Annotated in this window: 18 protein-coding genes; 12 read left to right on the top strand and 6 right to left on the bottom strand. The window is 57.8% G+C overall.

The window, feature by feature from the left end; translation table 11 throughout:
• Nucleotides 1–173: 173 nt before the first annotated feature.
• Nucleotides 174–1,526, bottom strand: a complete 1,353-nt coding sequence (locus SJQ66_RS10880) for a lipase family protein (RefSeq protein ID WP_320534045.1) — start codon at nt 1,524–1,526, stop codon at nt 174–176.
• Nucleotides 1,527–1,877: 351 nt separating this feature from the next.
• Nucleotides 1,878–2,660, bottom strand: a complete 783-nt coding sequence (locus tag SJQ66_RS10875; RefSeq protein WP_253464002.1) for an IclR family transcriptional regulator — start codon at nt 2,658–2,660, stop codon at nt 1,878–1,880.
• A 226-nt stretch (nt 2,661–2,886) separates the two neighbouring features.
• On the opposite strand from SJQ66_RS10875, the gene SJQ66_RS10870 reads away from it, so the two are divergent.
• From SJQ66_RS10870 to SJQ66_RS10845, 6 genes are all read left to right on the top strand, one after another.
• Nucleotides 2,887–4,254 (top strand): MFS transporter, encoded by a 1,368-nt coding sequence (locus SJQ66_RS10870; RefSeq protein ID WP_253464028.1) that lies wholly within the window; start codon nt 2,887–2,889, stop codon nt 4,252–4,254.
• A gap of 15 nt (nt 4,255–4,269) precedes the next feature.
• On the top strand, nt 4,270–4,719 hold the full coding sequence (locus tag SJQ66_RS10865) for a type II 3-dehydroquinate dehydratase (protein WP_320534044.1): 450 nt from the start codon (nt 4,270–4,272) through the stop codon (nt 4,717–4,719).
• Nucleotides 4,720–5,046: 327 nt separating this feature from the next.
• Entirely contained in the window at nt 5,047–5,928 is an 882-nt protein-coding gene (locus SJQ66_RS10860; protein ID WP_024904293.1) for a manganese catalase family protein, read from the top strand.
• Between the two features lie 189 nt (nt 5,929–6,117).
• Nucleotides 6,118–7,197, top strand: a complete 1,080-nt coding sequence (locus tag SJQ66_RS10855; RefSeq protein ID WP_024904294.1) for a glycosyltransferase — start codon at nt 6,118–6,120, stop codon at nt 7,195–7,197.
• A 73-nt stretch (nt 7,198–7,270) separates the two neighbouring features.
• Nucleotides 7,271–8,257 (top strand): glycosyltransferase family protein, encoded by a 987-nt coding sequence (locus SJQ66_RS10850; protein WP_320534043.1) that lies wholly within the window; start codon nt 7,271–7,273, stop codon nt 8,255–8,257.
• Nucleotides 8,250–9,092 carry a glycosyltransferase family 2 protein gene (locus tag SJQ66_RS10845; RefSeq protein WP_024904296.1) on the top strand — a complete coding sequence of 281 codons (843 nt, stop codon included), beginning with the start codon at nt 8,250–8,252 and terminating at the stop codon, nt 9,090–9,092. The genes SJQ66_RS10850 and SJQ66_RS10845 overlap by 8 nt, the downstream gene beginning before the upstream one ends.
• A 48-nt stretch (nt 9,093–9,140) precedes the next feature.
• Here the strand turns inward: SJQ66_RS10845 and SJQ66_RS10840 are convergent, their stop codons facing one another.
• Nucleotides 9,141–9,683 (bottom strand): chromate transporter, encoded by a 543-nt coding sequence (locus SJQ66_RS10840; RefSeq protein WP_024904297.1) that lies wholly within the window; start codon nt 9,681–9,683, stop codon nt 9,141–9,143.
• The gene (locus SJQ66_RS10835; protein WP_024904298.1) at nt 9,680–10,288 is read right to left on the bottom strand and encodes a chromate transporter; all 609 of its coding nucleotides are present in this window, start codon (nt 10,286–10,288) and stop codon (nt 9,680–9,682) included. Before SJQ66_RS10835 ends, SJQ66_RS10840 begins: the two co-directional genes overlap by 4 nt.
• 114 nt (nt 10,289–10,402) lie before the next feature.
• Here SJQ66_RS10835 and SJQ66_RS10830 point away from each other — a divergent pair, with 114 nt between their 5' ends.
• Complete coding sequence (locus SJQ66_RS10830) at nt 10,403–11,293, top strand: transcriptional regulator GcvA (RefSeq protein WP_320534042.1); 891 nt, start codon at nt 10,403–10,405, stop codon at nt 11,291–11,293.
• 30 nt (nt 11,294–11,323) lie between these two features.
• Here SJQ66_RS10830 and SJQ66_RS10825 read toward each other — a convergent pair whose 3' ends face one another.
• A complete protein-coding gene (locus SJQ66_RS10825) occupies nt 11,324–12,145 on the bottom strand; it encodes a substrate-binding domain-containing protein (RefSeq protein ID WP_081765014.1) in 822 nt (273 codons plus the stop codon).
• Nucleotides 12,146–12,368: 223 nt separating this feature from the next.
• On the opposite strand from SJQ66_RS10825, the gene SJQ66_RS10820 reads away from it, so the two are divergent.
• Nucleotides 12,369–13,028 (top strand): hypothetical protein, encoded by a 660-nt coding sequence (locus SJQ66_RS10820; protein WP_176026013.1) that lies wholly within the window; start codon nt 12,369–12,371, stop codon nt 13,026–13,028.
• Nucleotides 13,029–13,089: 61 nt separating this feature from the next.
• Here the strand turns inward: SJQ66_RS10820 and SJQ66_RS10815 are convergent, their stop codons facing one another.
• Nucleotides 13,090–13,302 (bottom strand): hypothetical protein, encoded by a 213-nt coding sequence (locus SJQ66_RS10815; RefSeq protein ID WP_046153848.1) that lies wholly within the window; start codon nt 13,300–13,302, stop codon nt 13,090–13,092.
• A 336-nt stretch (nt 13,303–13,638) separates the two neighbouring features.
• Here SJQ66_RS10815 and SJQ66_RS10810 point away from each other — a divergent pair, with 336 nt between their 5' ends.
• The 4 genes from SJQ66_RS10810 (at nt 13,639) to SJQ66_RS10795 (ending at nt 17,790) form a co-directional block, all read left to right on the top strand.
• Nucleotides 13,639–13,812, top strand: coding sequence for a hypothetical protein (locus SJQ66_RS10810; RefSeq protein WP_157685098.1), 174 nt, complete (start codon nt 13,639–13,641; stop codon nt 13,810–13,812).
• Nucleotides 13,813–14,143: 331 nt separating this feature from the next.
• Entirely contained in the window at nt 14,144–15,853 is a 1,710-nt protein-coding gene (locus SJQ66_RS10805; RefSeq protein ID WP_036011097.1) for a methyl-accepting chemotaxis protein, read from the top strand.
• A 288-nt stretch (nt 15,854–16,141) separates the two neighbouring features.
• Entirely contained in the window at nt 16,142–16,582 is a 441-nt protein-coding gene (locus SJQ66_RS10800; RefSeq protein ID WP_024904304.1) for a response regulator, read from the top strand.
• 191 nt (nt 16,583–16,773) lie between these two features.
• A complete protein-coding gene (locus SJQ66_RS10795; protein WP_407691474.1) occupies nt 16,774–17,790 on the top strand; it encodes a UDP-2,3-diacylglucosamine diphosphatase in 1,017 nt (338 codons plus the stop codon).
• The last annotated feature ends 1 nt before the right edge of the window (nt 17,791 follow it).

Raw genomic sequence — 17,791 nt, 5'->3', positions numbered from 1 at the left:
TCGGACGTGGAAGCGCTCATGGCGGCAGCATACCATGCATGCGCGGCGCTGGCAGGCGCGCGCAGGCAAGCACGGCAATGTCAGTATCCATGCCAGTAATACCCTGTTTTGTCCGCCGTCACTGGTTGCGCGGCATTACCGCTTGTATGCGTCGAACGGGAATGTGATGGCTGTTATTCGCCGCGATCGATATCCGGATGTGGGCGACCGAACAGGGCGCGTAATGCCTCTCCGCTCATGCCGGATGCAATGACTTTTTGCCACGGTCCGATGTCGTGGTTGGCGCCCACATTCAGACGGTCGATCGCCCGGTCGTTATAGGTGTACAACATGAGTCCTTTGGCGGAGTACTTGGCGATCATACCGCCAGTGTCACCACTCCAGTGCGGATGTTCCATGAGCATCGGCAATGATTGAATGGGATCGAGGCATCGCGTGAACTGGCGCAGCGTGAAGTCCATTGTGCCGTCACCCGCTTCCGTCCATGCGTTCCGATAGGTTGCCGCAATCCCTTTTGGACCCAGGCGTGGAGGATTAAATGCGTAAGCGGACACAGATCCCTTGACACCCTTAGTGCGCAGAAATGTCGCTATATCAAAACCGGCCAGCGTTCCGACAACCGCGCCTAGACTGTGTCCCGCTATCGATATGCGTAGCGTCTTGGCATCTTTCCTCGCCATGTGCGCATAGTGTTCGAGAAACGCGGCAATCTGTCTTTCTCCGGGACGGATGGTCCCTGCCTCCGTATGCCAGCGTTGCAACCACCCACCGCCGATGGCGCCCAAGCTCGGTAAATCATCACCTAGCGGATTGCTATGTGTCTGAGGGATCTGGCCGTTGAAATCGCAGCGGATATCTCCCATATCCGTCATCCGTGTGCCGGCAAAACCTAGCACGACGACCAGGGTGTCCGGGTGCGTGGTCACCTCCCATACTTTCATTGCCGTGGTCGAGTGGTTGGTACAAAGAGTCAGTCCCTCTACAGTCGCAACGTTATTCGTCGTGACCGCATAGGCTTCCCCTGCGCACATGCGCATGCATTCCAGCACATCGCGGCAGTTTTCCTCGAAGGCTTTTATCGTGTCCGGTGCGGACGACCCTTCCCTTGGCGTTTCCACTGATTGAAGCTTGTTGACCAAATTGATTTGCGCGGGGTTGGCCGCACCGTGGACAATGATGCCCGAGACGTCCTGTCTGGTAGTACCGAAGCCGGAGGCGTGTCGTGGTCGGGCATCGTCCAACAAGGCGCGAAGGTTCGCAAGCGTACGGCGGCTACGTCGGTAGTCCTCAGTCGTGTCGCGTTGCGTATTATGGGCTCCCATGGAAAACGTACGTCGCGATAGCGCCTGTTCGTCTCGTTTAACGCGTGCTTTCAGAGCGGGGAATGTGAGGTGTGCGGCGGTACCGGTTTGTTTTGGCGTGCCGGGTCGCGCCGCCGTCATGGCCGCTGCCCGGTCACGAACGGTTTTGCTTGAAATCGATGCATGGCGAGGGAGTCCAACCACCGTACCTGATAGCACTTTCATATCAATCTAGATGTCCACATTCAGGATGATGGGGTACGTAGGATCCAGGGTAAGTCATTCGATTCCGCACGCCCCCGTGTGCCGCGCACTATCCCCACCCCGACGACATCATCGTGTGATATCGGCCCGTGATCGCGGTTCATTTATTTGTGCGATAGCGTTTATCGGTTTTGTTGTCGATCCCGGGTATCCGCATGGTAGGGCTGACCGTCGTGCGCCATGGTTGGGGTGGCGCGAACGTGAGGTTCCCATAGCGAAAAAAATGGCCCGGATCGTGTACTCCGGGTTTCCGGATAAGTGCCGTTGGCGGCGCTTGGCGCCGAATAACGTCAATGAAGCGATGATTGGCGGCTACCGAACCCGTGCAAACAGCGGTGACGCGAGACTCGCGGCGGCAAGTTCATTTGCTGCCGCGACCAATGGTTGTCCCAGCTCCGCCATCCGCTTCTCGGTCAGGCGAACCAGCGGGCCCGCGATACTGATCACACCGATTGCCGGATAGCCTCGACGCTGCACTGGCGCCGCCATCGCCGTCATTCCGGGCGCGAATACCTCGTTGATCGTGGCGTAGCCCCGGTCCCTCGCCGCGTGGACAAATGCAAGCAATCCATTGATCGTCGTCGGGGCTTTCGGCCCGTACTGTTTTGGCGAGCCAAAACCTTGGTGCGTAACCAATGCCAGGGCGCGCTCATCGGTCATCGTCATCATCCATGCATATCCTGTCGCACTGCACGACAGGACCGTATCCATCCCCATGTCGGGATCGTAACGCAGCCCCTTCAGCGCACCTTGCGCCTTCGCCACCCATGTAATGCGGTCGCCGTCGACGATGGACAATCGGACTAATTCGCCTGATTTTTCCGCAAGTCGGTCGAGAATGGTTTGCGCGATATCGACGATCCCCGACGTGGCGAGGTAACCGAGCCCGAGCCCGACCAGTTTCGTCGTCAGTACATAGTCTCCGTGTTCGCGTATTTGCCGCACATAGCCGCATTGCTTCAGATCCGCCAACAGCCGGTGGCAGGCACTGCGTGGAATGTCGAGTTGGTCCGAAATCAATGCCAACGGCGTTCCTTCCATCTGGGTTGCCAGGAATTCGAGAATGGCCATGGTTCGATCTGTCACGCTAGGCATGGTGCGCAACTCCTCTATGTCGGCGCGTTTTATCATCATTTCACAATGCGGTATGAAATTCCACCTTGGAACACCGTCCTGAGCGTGCTGTTACGCTTTGCTCCAACTCGTGACGCGATGCACCAAGGTGGCGTGACGGGTAAATACAGCGCGACGCACGACGTGGCGTCGACACACACCATTCCCGGTAGTTATTGCTTTTGCAATGATCGACGGAGGAGACATGATGAACACGCATGTGCATGCACCCGAGCACCAGGCGATGCGGACCCGTGCAGTAACGGCGGCCGCCGTTGGCACGGCGCTCGAATGGTTTGACTTCACGCTTTATGGCGCCTTGGCCGCAACGGTGCTTCCGACATTGTTTTTTCCGGCGATGGACCCGACATCGGCGTTACTCGCGTCGCTTGCGACATTCGGCGTCGGGCTCGCCGCACGACCACTGGGGGCGATCATCTGCGGGCATCTTGGCGACAAGCTGGGGCGCCGCAATGTGATGCTCGCGACGGTCTCCGTAATGGGCCTTTCATCAATGCTGATGGGACTGTTGCCGACGTACGCCAGCATCGGCGTATGGGCACCGTTCCTGCTCGTATTGCTGCGTATTCTGCAGGGTTTTGCGTTAGGCGGCGAATCGACAGGCGCTCAGCTGATGGCGATCGAACATGCGAGCGCTGACAGACGCGGCAAATATTCCGGCCTGCTCGGCCTGTGCTCGCCACTGAGTCAGATCATGGCAAACGGGGTACTGCTTGCCCTGTCATCGCTCATGTCCGCCGAGGCCTTCGATGGATACGGTTGGCGCATTCCCTTCGTCCTGAGTTTTGTTCTCGTCATTGTCGGTGTTTATATCCGTTTGCGGGTGAGTGAAACGCCAGCATTTGAAGCGCTGCGCAAGACCGGGGTCGTGCAAGTCGGGCATCCCTTGCGCGATGCATTACGCCTGCATTGGCGAACCGTGTTGCGCTGGATGTTGTTTTTTTGTGGGCCGGCGGCCATTTTCTATTTGATCGTGGTGTTTTCGCTCAGCTACGTGACCAAGACTTTGGCGGTCCCGAAACAAACAGGCTTCCTTTTGCTGATGGGCGCGAACATCTGTGCGATCGTCGGGGCGCTTGCCGGGGGCATGTTGAGCGACCGTATCGGACGCCGGAAGGCGCTTGCATTGGGGTCGTGCATGACCTTGTTGATGCTCTTTTTGTACTTTCAGATCCTCGATACAAGGCACTTCTTCCTCATGCTGCTTGCGATGGGATTCTTTCTCGGTTTTACGCAATTCCAGAGCGGCATTCAGCCGGTTGCTTTTGCCGAGGCTTTTCCAACGAATGTGCGGTATTCAGGTTCGGCGCTTGCCTATACGGGGGCGAACTTGATCGCCGGTGGTCCCATGCCCGTGCTGGCGGTCTGGTTGTTTGCGGTCTGCAATGGATCGCCATGGGGTGTGGTGGCGGTTTGCGTCGTGCTGAACGTCATCTCTCTCGTCGCTATTCTTACGGCACCGGAAACCCTGGGCATCGATATGAACCGCGCTGATTCCAAGGTGGCGGTGATGGGTTCCTCCGCGCACGACGCGATCCAGTCCCACTCTCATTGATACGCAGGAAAAAAGATGAAACCTCGGGTATATGTGCTGAATGGTTCGAATCTCAACATGCTTGGAAAGCGCGAGCCGCATTTGTACGGTACGACGACGCTGGCGGAAGTAAAAGCGCGGACCGAGGCGCTTGCGCGCGAACTTGACCTGCAGTGCGACTTTCGACAAACAAATCACGAAGGCGTGATGGTCGACTGGCTGCAGGAAGCGTTTGAAGCCGGCGCTGCCGTTATCATCAATCCAGCTGGATTTTCGTTCTCGTCCATTCCGGTGCTGGATGCCGTCAAGCTGATCCGCCGACCCGTGATTGAGGTGCACATTACCAACATCCACCAGCGAGATGAGCCATATCGACATTCCCTTATCTCGCTTGCCGCCCGCGGCGTCATATGCGGACTGGGGACCGACGGCTATTTGCTGGCGATGCGTGCCGTTTCAACCGCTTTGCACGTTTCACGAGGCTGAGGGCGAAGTTTAGTACAGATAGGGGTGGGTTATTCCGTTTGCGTGCCGGATCGTGGTGTGTCACGACGCAAGGCGTGACGCAATATGATCAGATAATGGCCGACCGCATGTGCACGGCCTTTTCTGTTTTGATCCATCGCGCTGAAAGTTACGGTTCGGGAACGTTCCGTGCGATATGAGCGTACCACTTTACACAGTAGCCAGACGTAGGCTGCGTACGCCAGGCTGACGCCTGAGACCGGCGAAGCGCGTTACGCGCTCGCTTCCCTCTAACGGTAGTTGGTGTCGCGAGCATGCAACGCCAACGCCTTTGAAAGGAGTGTCTCCATGTTCATGCACAACAAACGTCTGCAATACACGGTACGGGTTGCAGGCGCAAATCCGGGTTTGGCAAATCTCTTGCTGGAGCAGTTCGGTGGCCCGCAAGGTGAACTTGCGGCGGCGTGCCGTTATTTCACCCAAGCGGTGGGAGAGGACGATCCGGGTCGAAAAGATCTGCTTTTTGATATCGCAACAGAAGAACTCAGCCATCTTGAGATTATCGGCTCGATGGTCGCGATGTTGAATAAAGGCGCAAAAGGCCAGCTTGCCGAGGGCGTGGAAGAAGAAGCGACGCTTTATCGCGCCATGACGGGCGGCGGTAATGATTCACATATCACGTCCTTGCTTTACGGTGGCGGTCCTGCACTTACCAACTCGGCTGGCACACCATGGACAGCGGCGTATGTCGATACGATAGGTGAGCCCACGGCGGATCTCCGCTCGAATATCGCGGCGGAAGCGCGTGCGAAGATTATTTACGAGCGGCTGATCAATGTCACGGATGATGCGGGTGTGAAGGATGCCTTGGGTTTCTTGATGACGCGCGAAATTGCGCATCAGAAGTCCTTCGAAAAAGCCTTGCATTCGATTCAGCCGAATTTCCCGCAAGGAAAGTTGCCCGGCAAACCAGAGTTCACGAGCGTCTACTACAACATGTCATCGGAGGATGACGTGCGGGGTCCATGGAATTCGGGAGGGGATTGGGAGTTCGTGGCGTCGCCGGAGCCGGCGGTGGATGGTGGCAATGGCAAGGCGATGGTAAATGGCGCGCCAAACGACGTTGCCGCGTTGGAAGCGATGGCTGCCCGGACGGCATCCAACCCTAAAGCTGCTCCGATTACCGGGGCGGATCTAGGATCGGGCAAGGCCGTACAGAAATCGCTGTAGTCGCAAGTCATTGAGAAAGGCGTGGGGGGGCAGTAGGCCCATCTCACGCAATCTTCGCACCTTGGGTACCGCGTCCTTTTATTGGAGAACAGGAAACAGCATCTGCATGCTTGGCGGCGCCCATCCCGGACGTCCGCATCGCTTGCCGGTCTCCCGTTGCGATGTGATCCACGAACGAGAAAAATAGCAATGCGCATTGCAATGCTTACGCATATCAAACATCCGATACGTCAGCCCTTCGCAGGCGGGCTGGAGTCGTTCACGTATGACATGACATTGGGCTTGCGCCGTCGGGGACATGATGTCACGCTTTTTGCCAGTTCAGGTTCGGCGCCGGAGCTGCATCATGTCGCGATTCTCGACGATGAAAATTACGCCGCATCCGGTATCCGAGGGGCAAGGGAAGCTTTTTTCAAGGAATACCTGGATGAGCATGTCGCGTACATGACATGCATGCAGCGCCTCGACAATCAAAATTTCGACGTCGTATTCAATAATTCGCTCCATTACGTTCCCTTGACGATGGCATCGCTTATAGCAACCCCGATGCTCACCGTTCTGCATACGCCTCCGTTTTTCGAACTCGTAAATGCGATCTCCGGTGTACATCGTAAATCGAGATTGCGGTTTGCAACGGTTTCGAATGCAAATGCACGAAGTTGGGGAAAATGGGTACCACATTGCGATGTCGTCGCGAACGGCATCGATCTTTCAGTGTGGAGGCCCGGCGGTTCATCCACCTATGAGCATGCCATTTGGTTTGGTCGTTTAGTGCCCGACAAAGGTGCCCATCTCGCCATTGACGCCGCGCGCCTTGCCGGCCTTTCCATCGAGATCGTCGGTCAGGCGACAGACGAGGCTTATTTTCAGGCGGAGATTGCACCGCGGCTGAACGATCGGGCCCGCTATATCGGTCACTTGGCGCGAGCCGATCTGATTGAACGTCTTCAGCGCGCGAGCGTGTGTTTCGTGACGCCCTGCTGGGACGAACCATTCGGGCTTGTTGTTGCCGAATCACTGGCATGTGGCACGCCTGTCGCGGCGTTTGCAAGAGGCGCGATACCTGAGCTTTTGACGGCCGATTCGGGCTTCACTGCCCCGCCGGGCGACGTTGCCGGATTAGCCAAGGCGGCCCTGGCGGCGATGTGTCTATCTCGTGCGGATTGTCGTCTCATCGCCGAATCACGTTGGCGGCAAGCGGCCATGTTTGAAAGCTACGAGCGTCTCCTGAGCGCAACCATGCAACAAAGCGCGGTAGTCGATGCGTGAGGTCTCGATTGGCTATTACGCCCATCATCACGGTAGCGGGCACCTAAGACGCGCGATGGCCATCGCGAATTGCATGGACCATCCGGTAACCATTTTCAGCAGCGCGACGCTGCCTGATCACGTAAATAGTCGGATAAGGTCTTGCTTGCTACCACTTGATATCGCTCAGGAAACGCCCGTCGATTTTGCGGCGGTGCCGAGCTTTCACTATGCGCCAACCGGACTACGCGATATCGCAGGGCGGATGAGCGTGTTGGCGAAGTGGTTTCGTGCCGAGTGGCCCTGCTTGCTGGTCGTCGATGTCTCGGTGGAGGTTGCGCTATTTGCGAGACTCTGTTCGGTGCCAACGATTTACATCCGGCAAAACGGTGAGCGTGACGATCTGCCGCATGAATTGGCATATGGTAGCGCCGAGAAACTTGTCGCGCCTTTTCCGAAAGCATTGGCGCTTCGCGACGGGCGCGGGCAATGGGAAGACAAGACGATTTATACGGGCTTCATCTGCCGGTTCGCGAACCCGCCGCGCACGTTACCGTCTCCGGCACGGACGGTGGTTGTGCTTATCGGTCATGGTGGTACCAATTTGACGTTTGAACAGGTTCGCGCTGCCGCTGTCGCAACACCAGATTGGCACTGGTCGGTGCTCGGTCCGCTTGACGTAAGCATTGCGGCGTGTCCTGCCAATGTGTCGATCGAAGGCATCATCGATGATCCGCGTCCTTTTCTGAGCCAGGCCATGATCGTCGTTGGTTCCGCGGGTGATAGCGTGGTCGCTGAAATGGCTGTCTTGCGCTGTCGCTATATTGCGATTCCTGAAGTACGTCCTTTTGATGAGCAGGTCTCGACCGCTTGTGCCTTGATGCGGCTGGGCGTTGCAATTTCCTGCCCGCGATGGCCGGACGCCGGCGATTGGCCCGCATTGCTGCAGCGTGCTTCGCTGCTCGATACGCATCAATGGGACCGACTGGCCTTGCACGATGGCGCAATGAATGCCGCCCGTGCGATACGGATTGCAGCCTCGACCTGGCAGCAAAACTTCACAGGCTCTCGCCATGGTTAGTGTTCTTACATTGGTGCACGGACGGCCCCGCCATCTCGATAATGTATTGGCTGGGCTTGAAAACAGTGCCGTCAAGCCTGACGAGGTGATTGTCGTTCATATGAACGAGAAAGCGCAGCCTCGGAAAAGCCGGTGTTTTCCGATAGTGTCCCTGGAAGTATCTGGTGAGGGCACGTTGCCGCTTGCGGCCGCACGCAATATCGCGGCGTCTTCCGCTACCTATCCAGAACGCATCTTCCTGGATGTCGACTGCATCCCGAACGCGGAACTCGTGGGTCGTTACGTCAAGGCGATGAGAGACGCACCGGGTGCGCTGTACCAAGGAGAGGTGCGTTATTTACCGGCGCATGTCGATGCATCAACTGCCACCGTTGCGCACTTGCAATCTGTTGCGTGCGAGCATCCCTTGCATGCCTTCCGCACGGGCGGTGGCGAGATGCCGTATGCGCTCTTCTGGTCGTTGAATTTCGCTTGCACGAAGACGGTATTTGACAAAATAGGTGGGTTTGACTTGCGATACCGAGGGTATGGCGGTGAGGATACTGATTTCAGTTATCGTGCGCGACAGCAGGGTGTTGCGCTCGTGTCCTCGCCCGCGTTGGCCTTCCATCAATACCATCGCACGTATGACCCACCGCTCAACCATCTTGTCGATATCGTCAATAACGCGGAGGTGTTCCGACGGATATGGGGTGTCTGGCCCATGCGAGGGTGGTTGGACGCCTTTGAAGAGAGAGGGTATATCCGCATGCTTTCAGAGCACGTCGAGCGGATTCGGCTTCCATCGGACCACGAGATCGCAGCGTGTATGAACCAGACGCGAAATGGTTTCTGAGCACGGGAAGATGGCGTTGGCGCACTACCGGCGCAAATGATGCATTCCTCAAATAATCGGCAACACCAACAATCCCGCCAAGGCGCCGCCGCCAAGCAGCCAGAGCGGATGCAGGCGAATCCGGCTGGGCGACAGCAGTGACAGTCCGGCGCAAACGGCGGTAATAACCCAGGCGAACCACGTGGTGTTGGACGCCTCCGAGATCAATAGCGCGCTGGCACCGACTAATCCGGCTGTGACGGGTATCAACGCTTTCTGCGCGATCTTGCGCCATGGCCGATCCTTATACCGGTTCCATGCATGCAGTGTGATCAAGGTCACGATCGACGACGGCCCGAATTTGGCAAGCGACGTGACGAGTACGCCCCACCAGCCCGCGACATGCCAACCCACCAGCGTCACGACCATCATGTTCGGACCCGGGGCGGCCTGTGCCAGTGCGAACAGCGCGCTGAATTCGGCTGCCGACATCCAATGATGTACTTCAACGACTTGCCGCTGCATCTCGGGAAGGATCGTATTACCGCCGCCAAACGCCAGTAACGATAACTGTCCGAAGATCACTGCCAAGGAAATCAAGGTTGCGATCATTTCTCCTCCTCCGCGGCACGTTCGCGCTTCGTAATGATCCAGGTTGCCAACAGGCTGGCCACGCTCAGGACGATCATCGTCGGCAGCAGCGGCAGGCGCAGCAGGGCAATGGCGACAAATCCCGCCGCGGCAATGCTCAGCGCGATCGGCGATGTACGCAACGGCCACAGCACTTTGACGGACATGGCGACGAGCAGACCGGCCGCGGCGGCGGCGAGCCCGGCAAACAGATGGACGACAAGGGGGTTGTCTTGCGTGTGTTCATAGATTACCCCCAACGCAATCACGATCAGCGACGGTCCGGCGATCAGTCCGACAATAGAGGCGAGAGCGCCGCGCAAGCCGCGAAAACGCATCCCGAGCGCTACCGACAGATTAATGACGTTGCCACCGGGCAGGAATTGGCAGAGCCCGAGTAGTTCGGTGAATTCAGAGGCGGACAACCATCGACGTTGCTCCACGACGGTACGGCGAACCAGCGGTAAAGCGCCACCGAACGATGTCAGGCCGAGCCCGAGGAAGCCGAGGAATAATTCACGGGTGGTGGGTGTTGGCCCGCCCTCTACGGCGGAATCAGGCAGGGAATGCGGAGTGGGAGCGGTCATGGTGCCATTTCTATCGGTGTGGTGCTATTGGTCACGCTGGTCCCAAGCGTAACGCGCTCCGCCGCGCAAGCAAAACGATTTCTCGGCAGCGCTTTGTGAGTTAAAATCACAAGAATGAATCGACGACTGCCCCCTTTTTCCGCGCTTCGCGCCTTTGAAGCTGCCGCTCGGCACGAAAGCTTTACTGCGGCCGCAACGGAATTGCATGTGACGCACGGTGCAATCAGCCGACAGGTGGCCGCGTTCGAAAGCGCGGTTGGTATTCCGGTGTTTCATCGGCATGGCAAACGGGTGCGCCTGACTGACGGCGGGCGGGAATACCTGATTGCGGTAAAGCGCGCGTTTGACGACATCGCAATCGCGACGGATCGGTTGCGTGATACGGGTGTAGTACACGTTCTTCGGGTGAATGCGCTTCCGACGTTTGCAATGAAATGGCTGCTGCCGCGTTTGTCGCAGTTTCAACGTATGGTCCCGAATGTCGAGTTGCGACTGGCGACGTCGAATACACCGGTCGATGTAATCGATGATTTTGACGTCGCCGTCCGTCGCGGTCCGGCACACTGGCCGAATTGCGCAAGTGGCCATTTTCTGGAAGAGCGTGAGTTGCCGGTCTGTAGCCCCGCCTTGCTCGAACGCATACCCATCCGAAGCCCCGACGATCTGGCAAAGCATGTGCTGCTGCACTCGGATACTCGCCCGGACGCCTGGCTTCATTGGCTCGATGTCGCGGGTGCCAAGACAAAGAGTCGCAAGCGTCAGTCGTTTGACCATTTTTATCTGACGTTGCAAGCCGCGGTGGATGGGCTCGGGGTAGCGTTGGGTCCGCTGCCGTTGATCGACGATGAGCTGGCATCGGGTAGATTGGTGGCGCCCCTTGCGGGCCCGCAACGCGATGCACGTGGCTATTGGTGGGTCGCGCGCCGTGAAGTGGCCGATGCGCCCTTGGTGGTGCAGTTTTGCCGGTGGTTGGAAACACAGGCCCGTCAGCCGGCGGAACCTTGACCTAGGTGCCGCCGCCGGTACAGGATGACGTCAACGACCCGCGATCGAATCCATACCGGTCTTGCGTATCACCGATTGCACGTCCGGCGAGGCAAGATACGCGAGTAACGCATGGGCTTCCACGGGATGCGTCGAATCGATGGGGATCGCTGCCGCGTAGCGGGTCACGGATTGGTCTTTTTCCGGGATACGGCCCACGAAGGTGATGCCTTTGACGGGCAACAGTTCTGCGACTTGCTGGAAGCCCAACTGATATTTACCCTCCGCAACGGCCTCGGCTACCGGAGTGCGGGGAATCATCGTCGATTTGCTGGCGATTTGGCGGTCGATGCCGAGTTTCTTGAACAGGTCGTCCCTCAGATAAACACCGCTGGCACTATCGGAATAGGCGATTGACTTCGCGTGCAACAACGTCGCCTTCAATTTTGGTTCCGTTGAAATATCGGGCGTCGGCTGTCCTTCGCGCACCGCCAGACCGATCCTCGAATCCCCTAATTCCACGCGAGAACCGGGTACGATTTTCCCTTCCTGGATCAATTTGTCCAATGCATAGCCGACCATGATCACGACGTCCGCTGGCTCGTGGCGCGCCAAACGCTTTGGAATGGCTTGTGGTGTGTCCCCCATCGACGGTCCGAGTATCGTGTCGAGCCCGACCCCTGTGTCCTGCGTAAACGCCGGTCCGAGCGCCCTATAGGCTGCGGTGAATCCACCTGAGGTCATTACGTGCAGCGTGGTGACCTCGCGGTTGGCAGCTTGCGGCACGGCGTCACCTTGTGCATGAGCCAAGGTCGCGCCGGTACCGGACAACGCCAATGCACAGATCAAGAGGGGAAATCTTCGCCCGAGCATACGTGGCACGCTGCGGGGTACCTCGCCCCGGCGGGGCGTCGCCGGGGCGCTGCGCGCTGTTTTGGTGCAGATGGAAAGGCGCATTTGCAACATCCCAGTCTCCAATATGGGTTTTTAATAGAACAATGATACGGCAATAGTTGCCTGGTGGGGTGTAGCCTATTTTTTGACGGCGCGATGACAGCGCGCGGTTTGCCAGAGCACTCAGATACTTAGGCAGCTTGTGGGCGATTTACCCACACCCTTGCCAACAGAAATTGTGGATAACTTTGCAGTATGTTTTTCTATTCAAGAAACGGTATATACTGTTTATATTGTTTATTCTATTTACGGGAGCCCCCTGATGATTTCCACCCAAAAACCAGCCGCTACGCTTGGCGATATCGACCCGGCAGGCGCAGCACCGGCGAAGAAGGCTGACGTAAAGAAGCCCGCGGGGAAGAAAGGAGTCCCGGTCACGGCGCAGCGCAAGACGAGCGAGGCAAAACCGGACGCGCCGAAGGCGACCGAAAACGCCCAAAAGAAGGCAACGAAGGTTGTGCACAAGCAGGTAAAGACTTCACCAAAGCCGAAAGCCAAGACTGTAAAGACGGCTAACGCGGAAGTCGCTGTGCCTGATACGTCAGTCGGCGCGCCGGCCAAGGCCAAGCGCGCGAAGAAGGAAAAGGTCGTTCGCGACAGCTTCACGATGCCAAAATCGGAATATGCGATCTTGACGACTTTGAAGCAGCAATGCCTCGATGCCGGTATCGCCGTGAAGAAGAGCGAATTGCTGCGCGCCGGGTTGGCTGCGCTGGCGGCCATGCCGTCCGTGCAATTGGTGGCGGCGGTGAAGGCGTTGGAAACGGTGAAGACGGGCCGTCCGGCGCAAACCGCATCTTGATCCGTCGCGTTGTCCTAGGCTGCGTTGATGCCGGCCGGCACGATCGAATCTGGCGAGCCGGTCAGGGATGGTCAGCGATCAGGCGTCGCGCGGTGCGGTCGACATAGCGTTCGTCATGACCGCTGGGAACGTGTTGGAAGGCGATATGTAAATAGGCGTGCGCCAGCGTAATCCGGGCGTTCGCATTGCCCACACCGTTGCGTGTCCTTGAGTGACAGTGTCGCATCGCGACCTGCATGATGAAGCTGACGGTGACCTTGCCATCGGTGCTCATATGCAGGTCGGCCACCAGGCAGCAGCGGCGATATTCTCGCGACGTTGTGGCGACGAGATATCGAAAGCACGCGGCTTATCATCAGACTTCGCACTGTTCGCGTAGTCGATCACGGGCACGGCCGCGTATCCAGTTTTGGCAATGGCACCGCCAGCGATGCCTTCCGACACTGCCGACGCCCGACCGCTTCGTCTTTTCAAGAAATGCACGCTTGCTCTTAAGCATTTGTCTCGCGGGGTGGCGATATTAGAAAGAAGCGAAGGAGCGTGTCAACCAGAAGGCTCTGTTACCTATGAAATTGCGGTATATGGGCCTGGTTTCAAGTGGCTGGTCGGCATGCATCCGTTCGAGGCGAAGGCCTTGGTGATGCACGGGACCGTGCGGATCGAAAACGGCGGTGGTACGCAGGGCTACCACGGCGGGGACATCTTTCATCTGACCGAGGAAGCACGGCACCGTGAGTGGTTTGGTGTCAACGGCGTACGCTATCTGGTCGGCCGGAGATCCTGAATCGACTATGTAAATAGTCTCGGCCCTACGGCTACCTGCCTGATATACCACGCGAGCACCATTGGTCACGCGGATTGTTTATTCGAATAATTCTTCAGTGGTCTAGTGCTTTATGGTCGGTTATAAAATGCCCTAGGGGCAAATAGAATGGATGTGACGCAGATACGCGCCATAAACCGTCATACCGTCGTTACGATAACGGTTTACCCTTTGCTGCGAATGTTGTCTGCTGGCATGTGATTGGGGCGAGGGTCGATGAATGAAGGACCGGTCGGTGCCACCGCGCGTGTCGCCGAGACATCCGTCATCGACTATCAAACTGAGGCCATTGATGCAGCCACACGCTATCCATCAATCGTCTGCGCCGGGGCAACGCGCGGACGCATTGTTGTCGTCTGAAGGCTTTACAGCGAAAAGTGGGACGTCCGTTCCGGCGGCAAGGAAAAAGCCGGCGACGCGATTGTCGCCCGGCGATGGCCTCACGGTTAAGACCTTGCTGCGCTTCGCTTTTCTATTGGTCCTGCTCGGTACGCTCGCGATTGGCGCGATGTCGATATGGCAAGTGCGCCGCTTGAATCAGGCGGTCGGCTCGGTCTATGACCAGGGGCATCAGGCAACCCGCTCCGCTGAGGAGTTGCGCGGTGCCGTGCTGGCCGCCAGCCGGTCGCAAAAGATGTTGCTGACTGCCACTACGGCCAATGAGCGCACGCAGCTAGGCGAGGATATCGAAAAATCGCTCGCGGCCATTGCGAAAGAACAGGCGACATTGCAAGGCTATGCAGCGGGTGAGAAGACCTCCGTCGATGAGCAGAAAGCACTGGGCGATGCGGTGGCGGCGTGGCGTGACCATCTGCGTACGTTCGTGAAGCTGGTACAGGCACAGTCACTCGACCTGTCGCAAATGAACTGGCAAGTCGGCACGCAGGACGTGGCGTTGTTGCTGGAAACCACGAAAGTGGAAAAACAGGTCAGCGCGATTGTCACGCACCAAGGGGAAATGGCCAAGTCGACGTTGGACACCGCCAACGGCGTGTATCGTTCATCGTATGTCACGTTGATAGTACTGACGATCGCGATGTTGGCGGTCGCGTTCCTGGTCAGCGAATGGGTTGTTAGACGGCTCGCCAGGCAACTGGGCGGTGAACCGGGCTACGCAAAACAGATCGCCAGCCGGATCGCGACCGGCGATCTGTCGGAGTCGGTATATCTCAAAAAGCGCGACGACAGCAGCATGCTGCGGGCGTTGTCGAATATGCAGGCCGAGCTTGTGACCACGGTTTCCGGGATTTCGAGCAGTGCCGAGGCAATCACCGTTGCATCGGGAGAAATCGCGATGGGCAACGCTCATCTCGCCACGCGCACCGAGCAGCAGGCCAGCGCATTGGAGCAGACCGACGCCAGCATGCAACGTCTGACGGACGCCGTTCGACGCAATGCGGAACACGCTCAGCAAGCCAGCGCGCTGGCGGATGAAGCGTCCCAGGTTGCGCAGCGCGGTGGTGATGCCGTGCAGCGCGTGGTCACGACCATGGAACGGATTGCCTCCAGCGCGCAGGATATCGGCAAGATCATCGGGGTGATCGAAGGAATCGCGTTTCAGACGAATATTCTGGCGCTGAACGCCGCGGTGGAAGCGGCGCGGGCCGGTCAGGAAGGGCGCGGTTTCGCCGTGGTGGCGGGCGAGGTCCGCAATCTGGCACAACGTTCGGCGGCCGCGGCCAAGGAAATCAAGACGCTGATCCAGGCATCCACGGCGTCGGTGTCTAGCGGGTCGGCGATTGCCGGCGATGCGGGTGCGACAATGCACCGTATTGTCCAATCGGTCCAAGGGTTTGCGGACATCATGAACGATATGGCGGCGGTGTCTCAAGAACAACGCGCTGGCATCGACGAAGTTCACGACGCGATGCAACGGATGGAAGAAGGTACACAGCAGAATGCGGCACTCGTGGAGCAGGCGGCGGCCGCGGCACAGTCTCTGGATGACCAGGCGAAGTCCCTGAAAGACATGGTTGACCGGTTCCGTCTGACGCGACGCTAGGCACGAACACAGTACGGGGCGCCTTTCAGTCCCGTGCCCACTACATTGCCCCCGTGTCATTCCATTTTGCGCTTTACAATAGACAAAGTTTGAAAGAAAGAGCGCTGTCTTTAGCATGATCTGCATTGCTTTTCATACGGCGTAACCCAGTCGCTATCGGGGCTTGCGCCGCACACAATCTTAACGTTCCAGGCGGGTACGGGATTTGCTCGTAGTTTAGCCATGAAGCCCGAGCCCTCACATACGCTTGACCGTTTTATGACAGTAACCCGCCGGTTTCCGAGCAAGATGACGATATTGGTCGCAGATGACGAGCCCGCCGTGCGTGATGCGCTCGCGGGCCTGCTCGAGATCGAGGGTTTCAGCGTACTTTGTTGCGAGGATGGCGTGTCGGCGTTGACGTTGATGGCGCAGCAGCGTCCAGATGTGGTTGTAACGGATTTCATGATGCCGCGCATGTCTGGACTGGAGCTGGCCATCGAGATGAAGGCCAGTCGCCTGCTCTACGACGTGCCAATCATTCTTGTCAGTGGCGCGCATGCCACGCTGGCGCAACGCGAGTCCCCGTTGTTTGCCGCGATTCTCGAAAAACCCTATCTGGCCGATACGTTATTGCAACTGATTGACCAGTACTTACTTCCTCGCCCGCATACATCCGGAAGTACTCCGCCGGACCTCGATCCGCCGGCCATTACGCCACCATTGCAGACGGTCCGTACGACGAGTTGACCACGAACCTGCAAGCATGCCGGACCGCGGGAGCGGGATCCGATGCAGGACGAAAGCGCTGCAATAGGCACCGATTCCCGTGCAATGCCGACGATGAAGAACGTGTGACCGTCATCATAACGTCATGAAAATGCCATGACCGTGTCTCACGCGAGTGGCGCAATGCGGGTACTGCCACTCACGCGCATGCCATGGATCCGAAACCGTTCGCGGCATTACTCTTAGGTCCGCAAGTTCGTGTTGATGCCGGCATCGACACCGGTATTACGGCCCGGACCGGCGACCCCGCTCCCGATGCATTCGCGAGGTCGTCTCCGCATATCCCTTCGCAAGACGAGTCCGAGCAACGGCATGACCCTGTTGGCACCCATCAGGCTGCCGACAGGCACACTGACGGGCCCGGTAAAGAGGGCGAAGATCAGGAGCCGGCGCCGATCCTGTATCGGACCATCTGGCTTTCCGACATCCACTTGGGATCGAGCGGTTGTCAAGCGGACTACCTGCTGGATTTTCTCAAGCATAACGAATCGGAAAATTTGTACCTGGTAGGTGACATCATCGACGGATGGCGTCTCAAAAAAGGATGGTATTGGCCGCAGGCGCACAACGACGTAGTGCAGAAGGTGCTGCGCAAGGCACGCAAAGGGACACATGTCATCTACGTTCCAGGCAATCATGACGAGATGGCGCGACAGTTCTGCGATATAGCGTTCGGTGACATTCTGGTGCGGGATGAGGCATTTCATACGACCGCCGATGGCCGACGTCTATGGATCGTCCACGGTGATCTTTTTGATGGGGTGATTCAGCACGCTAAGTGGCTTGCCTATCTGGGAGACAACTTGTACTCCGCGATTCTCGTGCTGAACCGGTGGTTCAACCGCATCCGCAACAAGCTTGGTTTCGGATATTGGTCTCTGTCTCAATATTTGAAACACCAGGTGAAGAACGCCGTAAATTTTATTTCGGCTTTCGAGCAAGTGATGACCGACGAAGCGCGTCGACGGGGCTGTGATGGCGTGGTCTGTGGTCATATTCATAAGGCTGAGATCCGCGACATCGATGGGGTGCTGTATTGCAACGATGGCGATTGGGTGGAAAGTCTGTCCGCGTTGGTGGAGACATTCGAAGGCGAGCTGAAGATCGTCTACTGGACGGTGAAGCACTCGTCTGAAACCACGGTACGCGCCACGTCGGTGCCGGTGTGAC

Source organism: Robbsia andropogonis (assembly GCF_034047095.1).
Lineage (GTDB): Bacteria > Pseudomonadota > Gammaproteobacteria > Burkholderiales > Burkholderiaceae > Robbsia > Robbsia andropogonis.
The sequence above is the reverse complement of the archived record's forward strand: the minus strand, read 5'-3'. Positions and strand labels throughout refer to the sequence as shown.

Coding starts and splice junctions, on each gene's coding strand:
- SJQ66_RS10825 (WP_081765014.1), bottom strand. CDS start 12,145: ATGCTCGGGCGAAGATTTCCCCTCTTGATCTGTGCATTGGCGTTGTCC.
- SJQ66_RS10855 (WP_024904294.1), top strand. CDS start 6,118: ATGCGCATTGCAATGCTTACGCATATCAAACATCCGATACGTCAGCCC.
- SJQ66_RS10830 (WP_320534042.1), top strand. CDS start 10,403: ATGAATCGACGACTGCCCCCTTTTTCCGCGCTTCGCGCCTTTGAAGCT.
- SJQ66_RS10800 (WP_024904304.1), top strand. CDS start 16,142: ATGACGATATTGGTCGCAGATGACGAGCCCGCCGTGCGTGATGCGCTC.
- SJQ66_RS10805 (WP_036011097.1), top strand. CDS start 14,144: ATGCAGCCACACGCTATCCATCAATCGTCTGCGCCGGGGCAACGCGCG.
- SJQ66_RS10840 (WP_024904297.1), bottom strand. CDS start 9,683: ATGATCGCAACCTTGATTTCCTTGGCAGTGATCTTCGGACAGTTATCG.
- SJQ66_RS10875 (WP_253464002.1), bottom strand. CDS start 2,660: ATGCCTAGCGTGACAGATCGAACCATGGCCATTCTCGAATTCCTGGCA.
- SJQ66_RS10810 (WP_157685098.1), top strand. CDS start 13,639: ATGCATCCGTTCGAGGCGAAGGCCTTGGTGATGCACGGGACCGTGCGG.
- SJQ66_RS10865 (WP_320534044.1), top strand. CDS start 4,270: ATGAAACCTCGGGTATATGTGCTGAATGGTTCGAATCTCAACATGCTT.
- SJQ66_RS10860 (WP_024904293.1), top strand. CDS start 5,047: ATGTTCATGCACAACAAACGTCTGCAATACACGGTACGGGTTGCAGGC.
- SJQ66_RS10835 (WP_024904298.1), bottom strand. CDS start 10,288: ATGACCGCTCCCACTCCGCATTCCCTGCCTGATTCCGCCGTAGAGGGC.
- SJQ66_RS10880 (WP_320534045.1), bottom strand. CDS start 1,526: ATGAAAGTGCTATCAGGTACGGTGGTTGGACTCCCTCGCCATGCATCG.
- SJQ66_RS10815 (WP_046153848.1), bottom strand. CDS start 13,302: ATGAGCACCGATGGCAAGGTCACCGTCAGCTTCATCATGCAGGTCGCG.
- SJQ66_RS10845 (WP_024904296.1), top strand. CDS start 8,250: ATGGTTAGTGTTCTTACATTGGTGCACGGACGGCCCCGCCATCTCGAT.
- SJQ66_RS10870 (WP_253464028.1), top strand. CDS start 2,887: ATGAACACGCATGTGCATGCACCCGAGCACCAGGCGATGCGGACCCGT.
- SJQ66_RS10850 (WP_320534043.1), top strand. CDS start 7,271: ATGGACCATCCGGTAACCATTTTCAGCAGCGCGACGCTGCCTGATCAC.
- SJQ66_RS10795 (WP_407691474.1), top strand. CDS start 16,774: ATGGATCCGAAACCGTTCGCGGCATTACTCTTAGGTCCGCAAGTTCGT.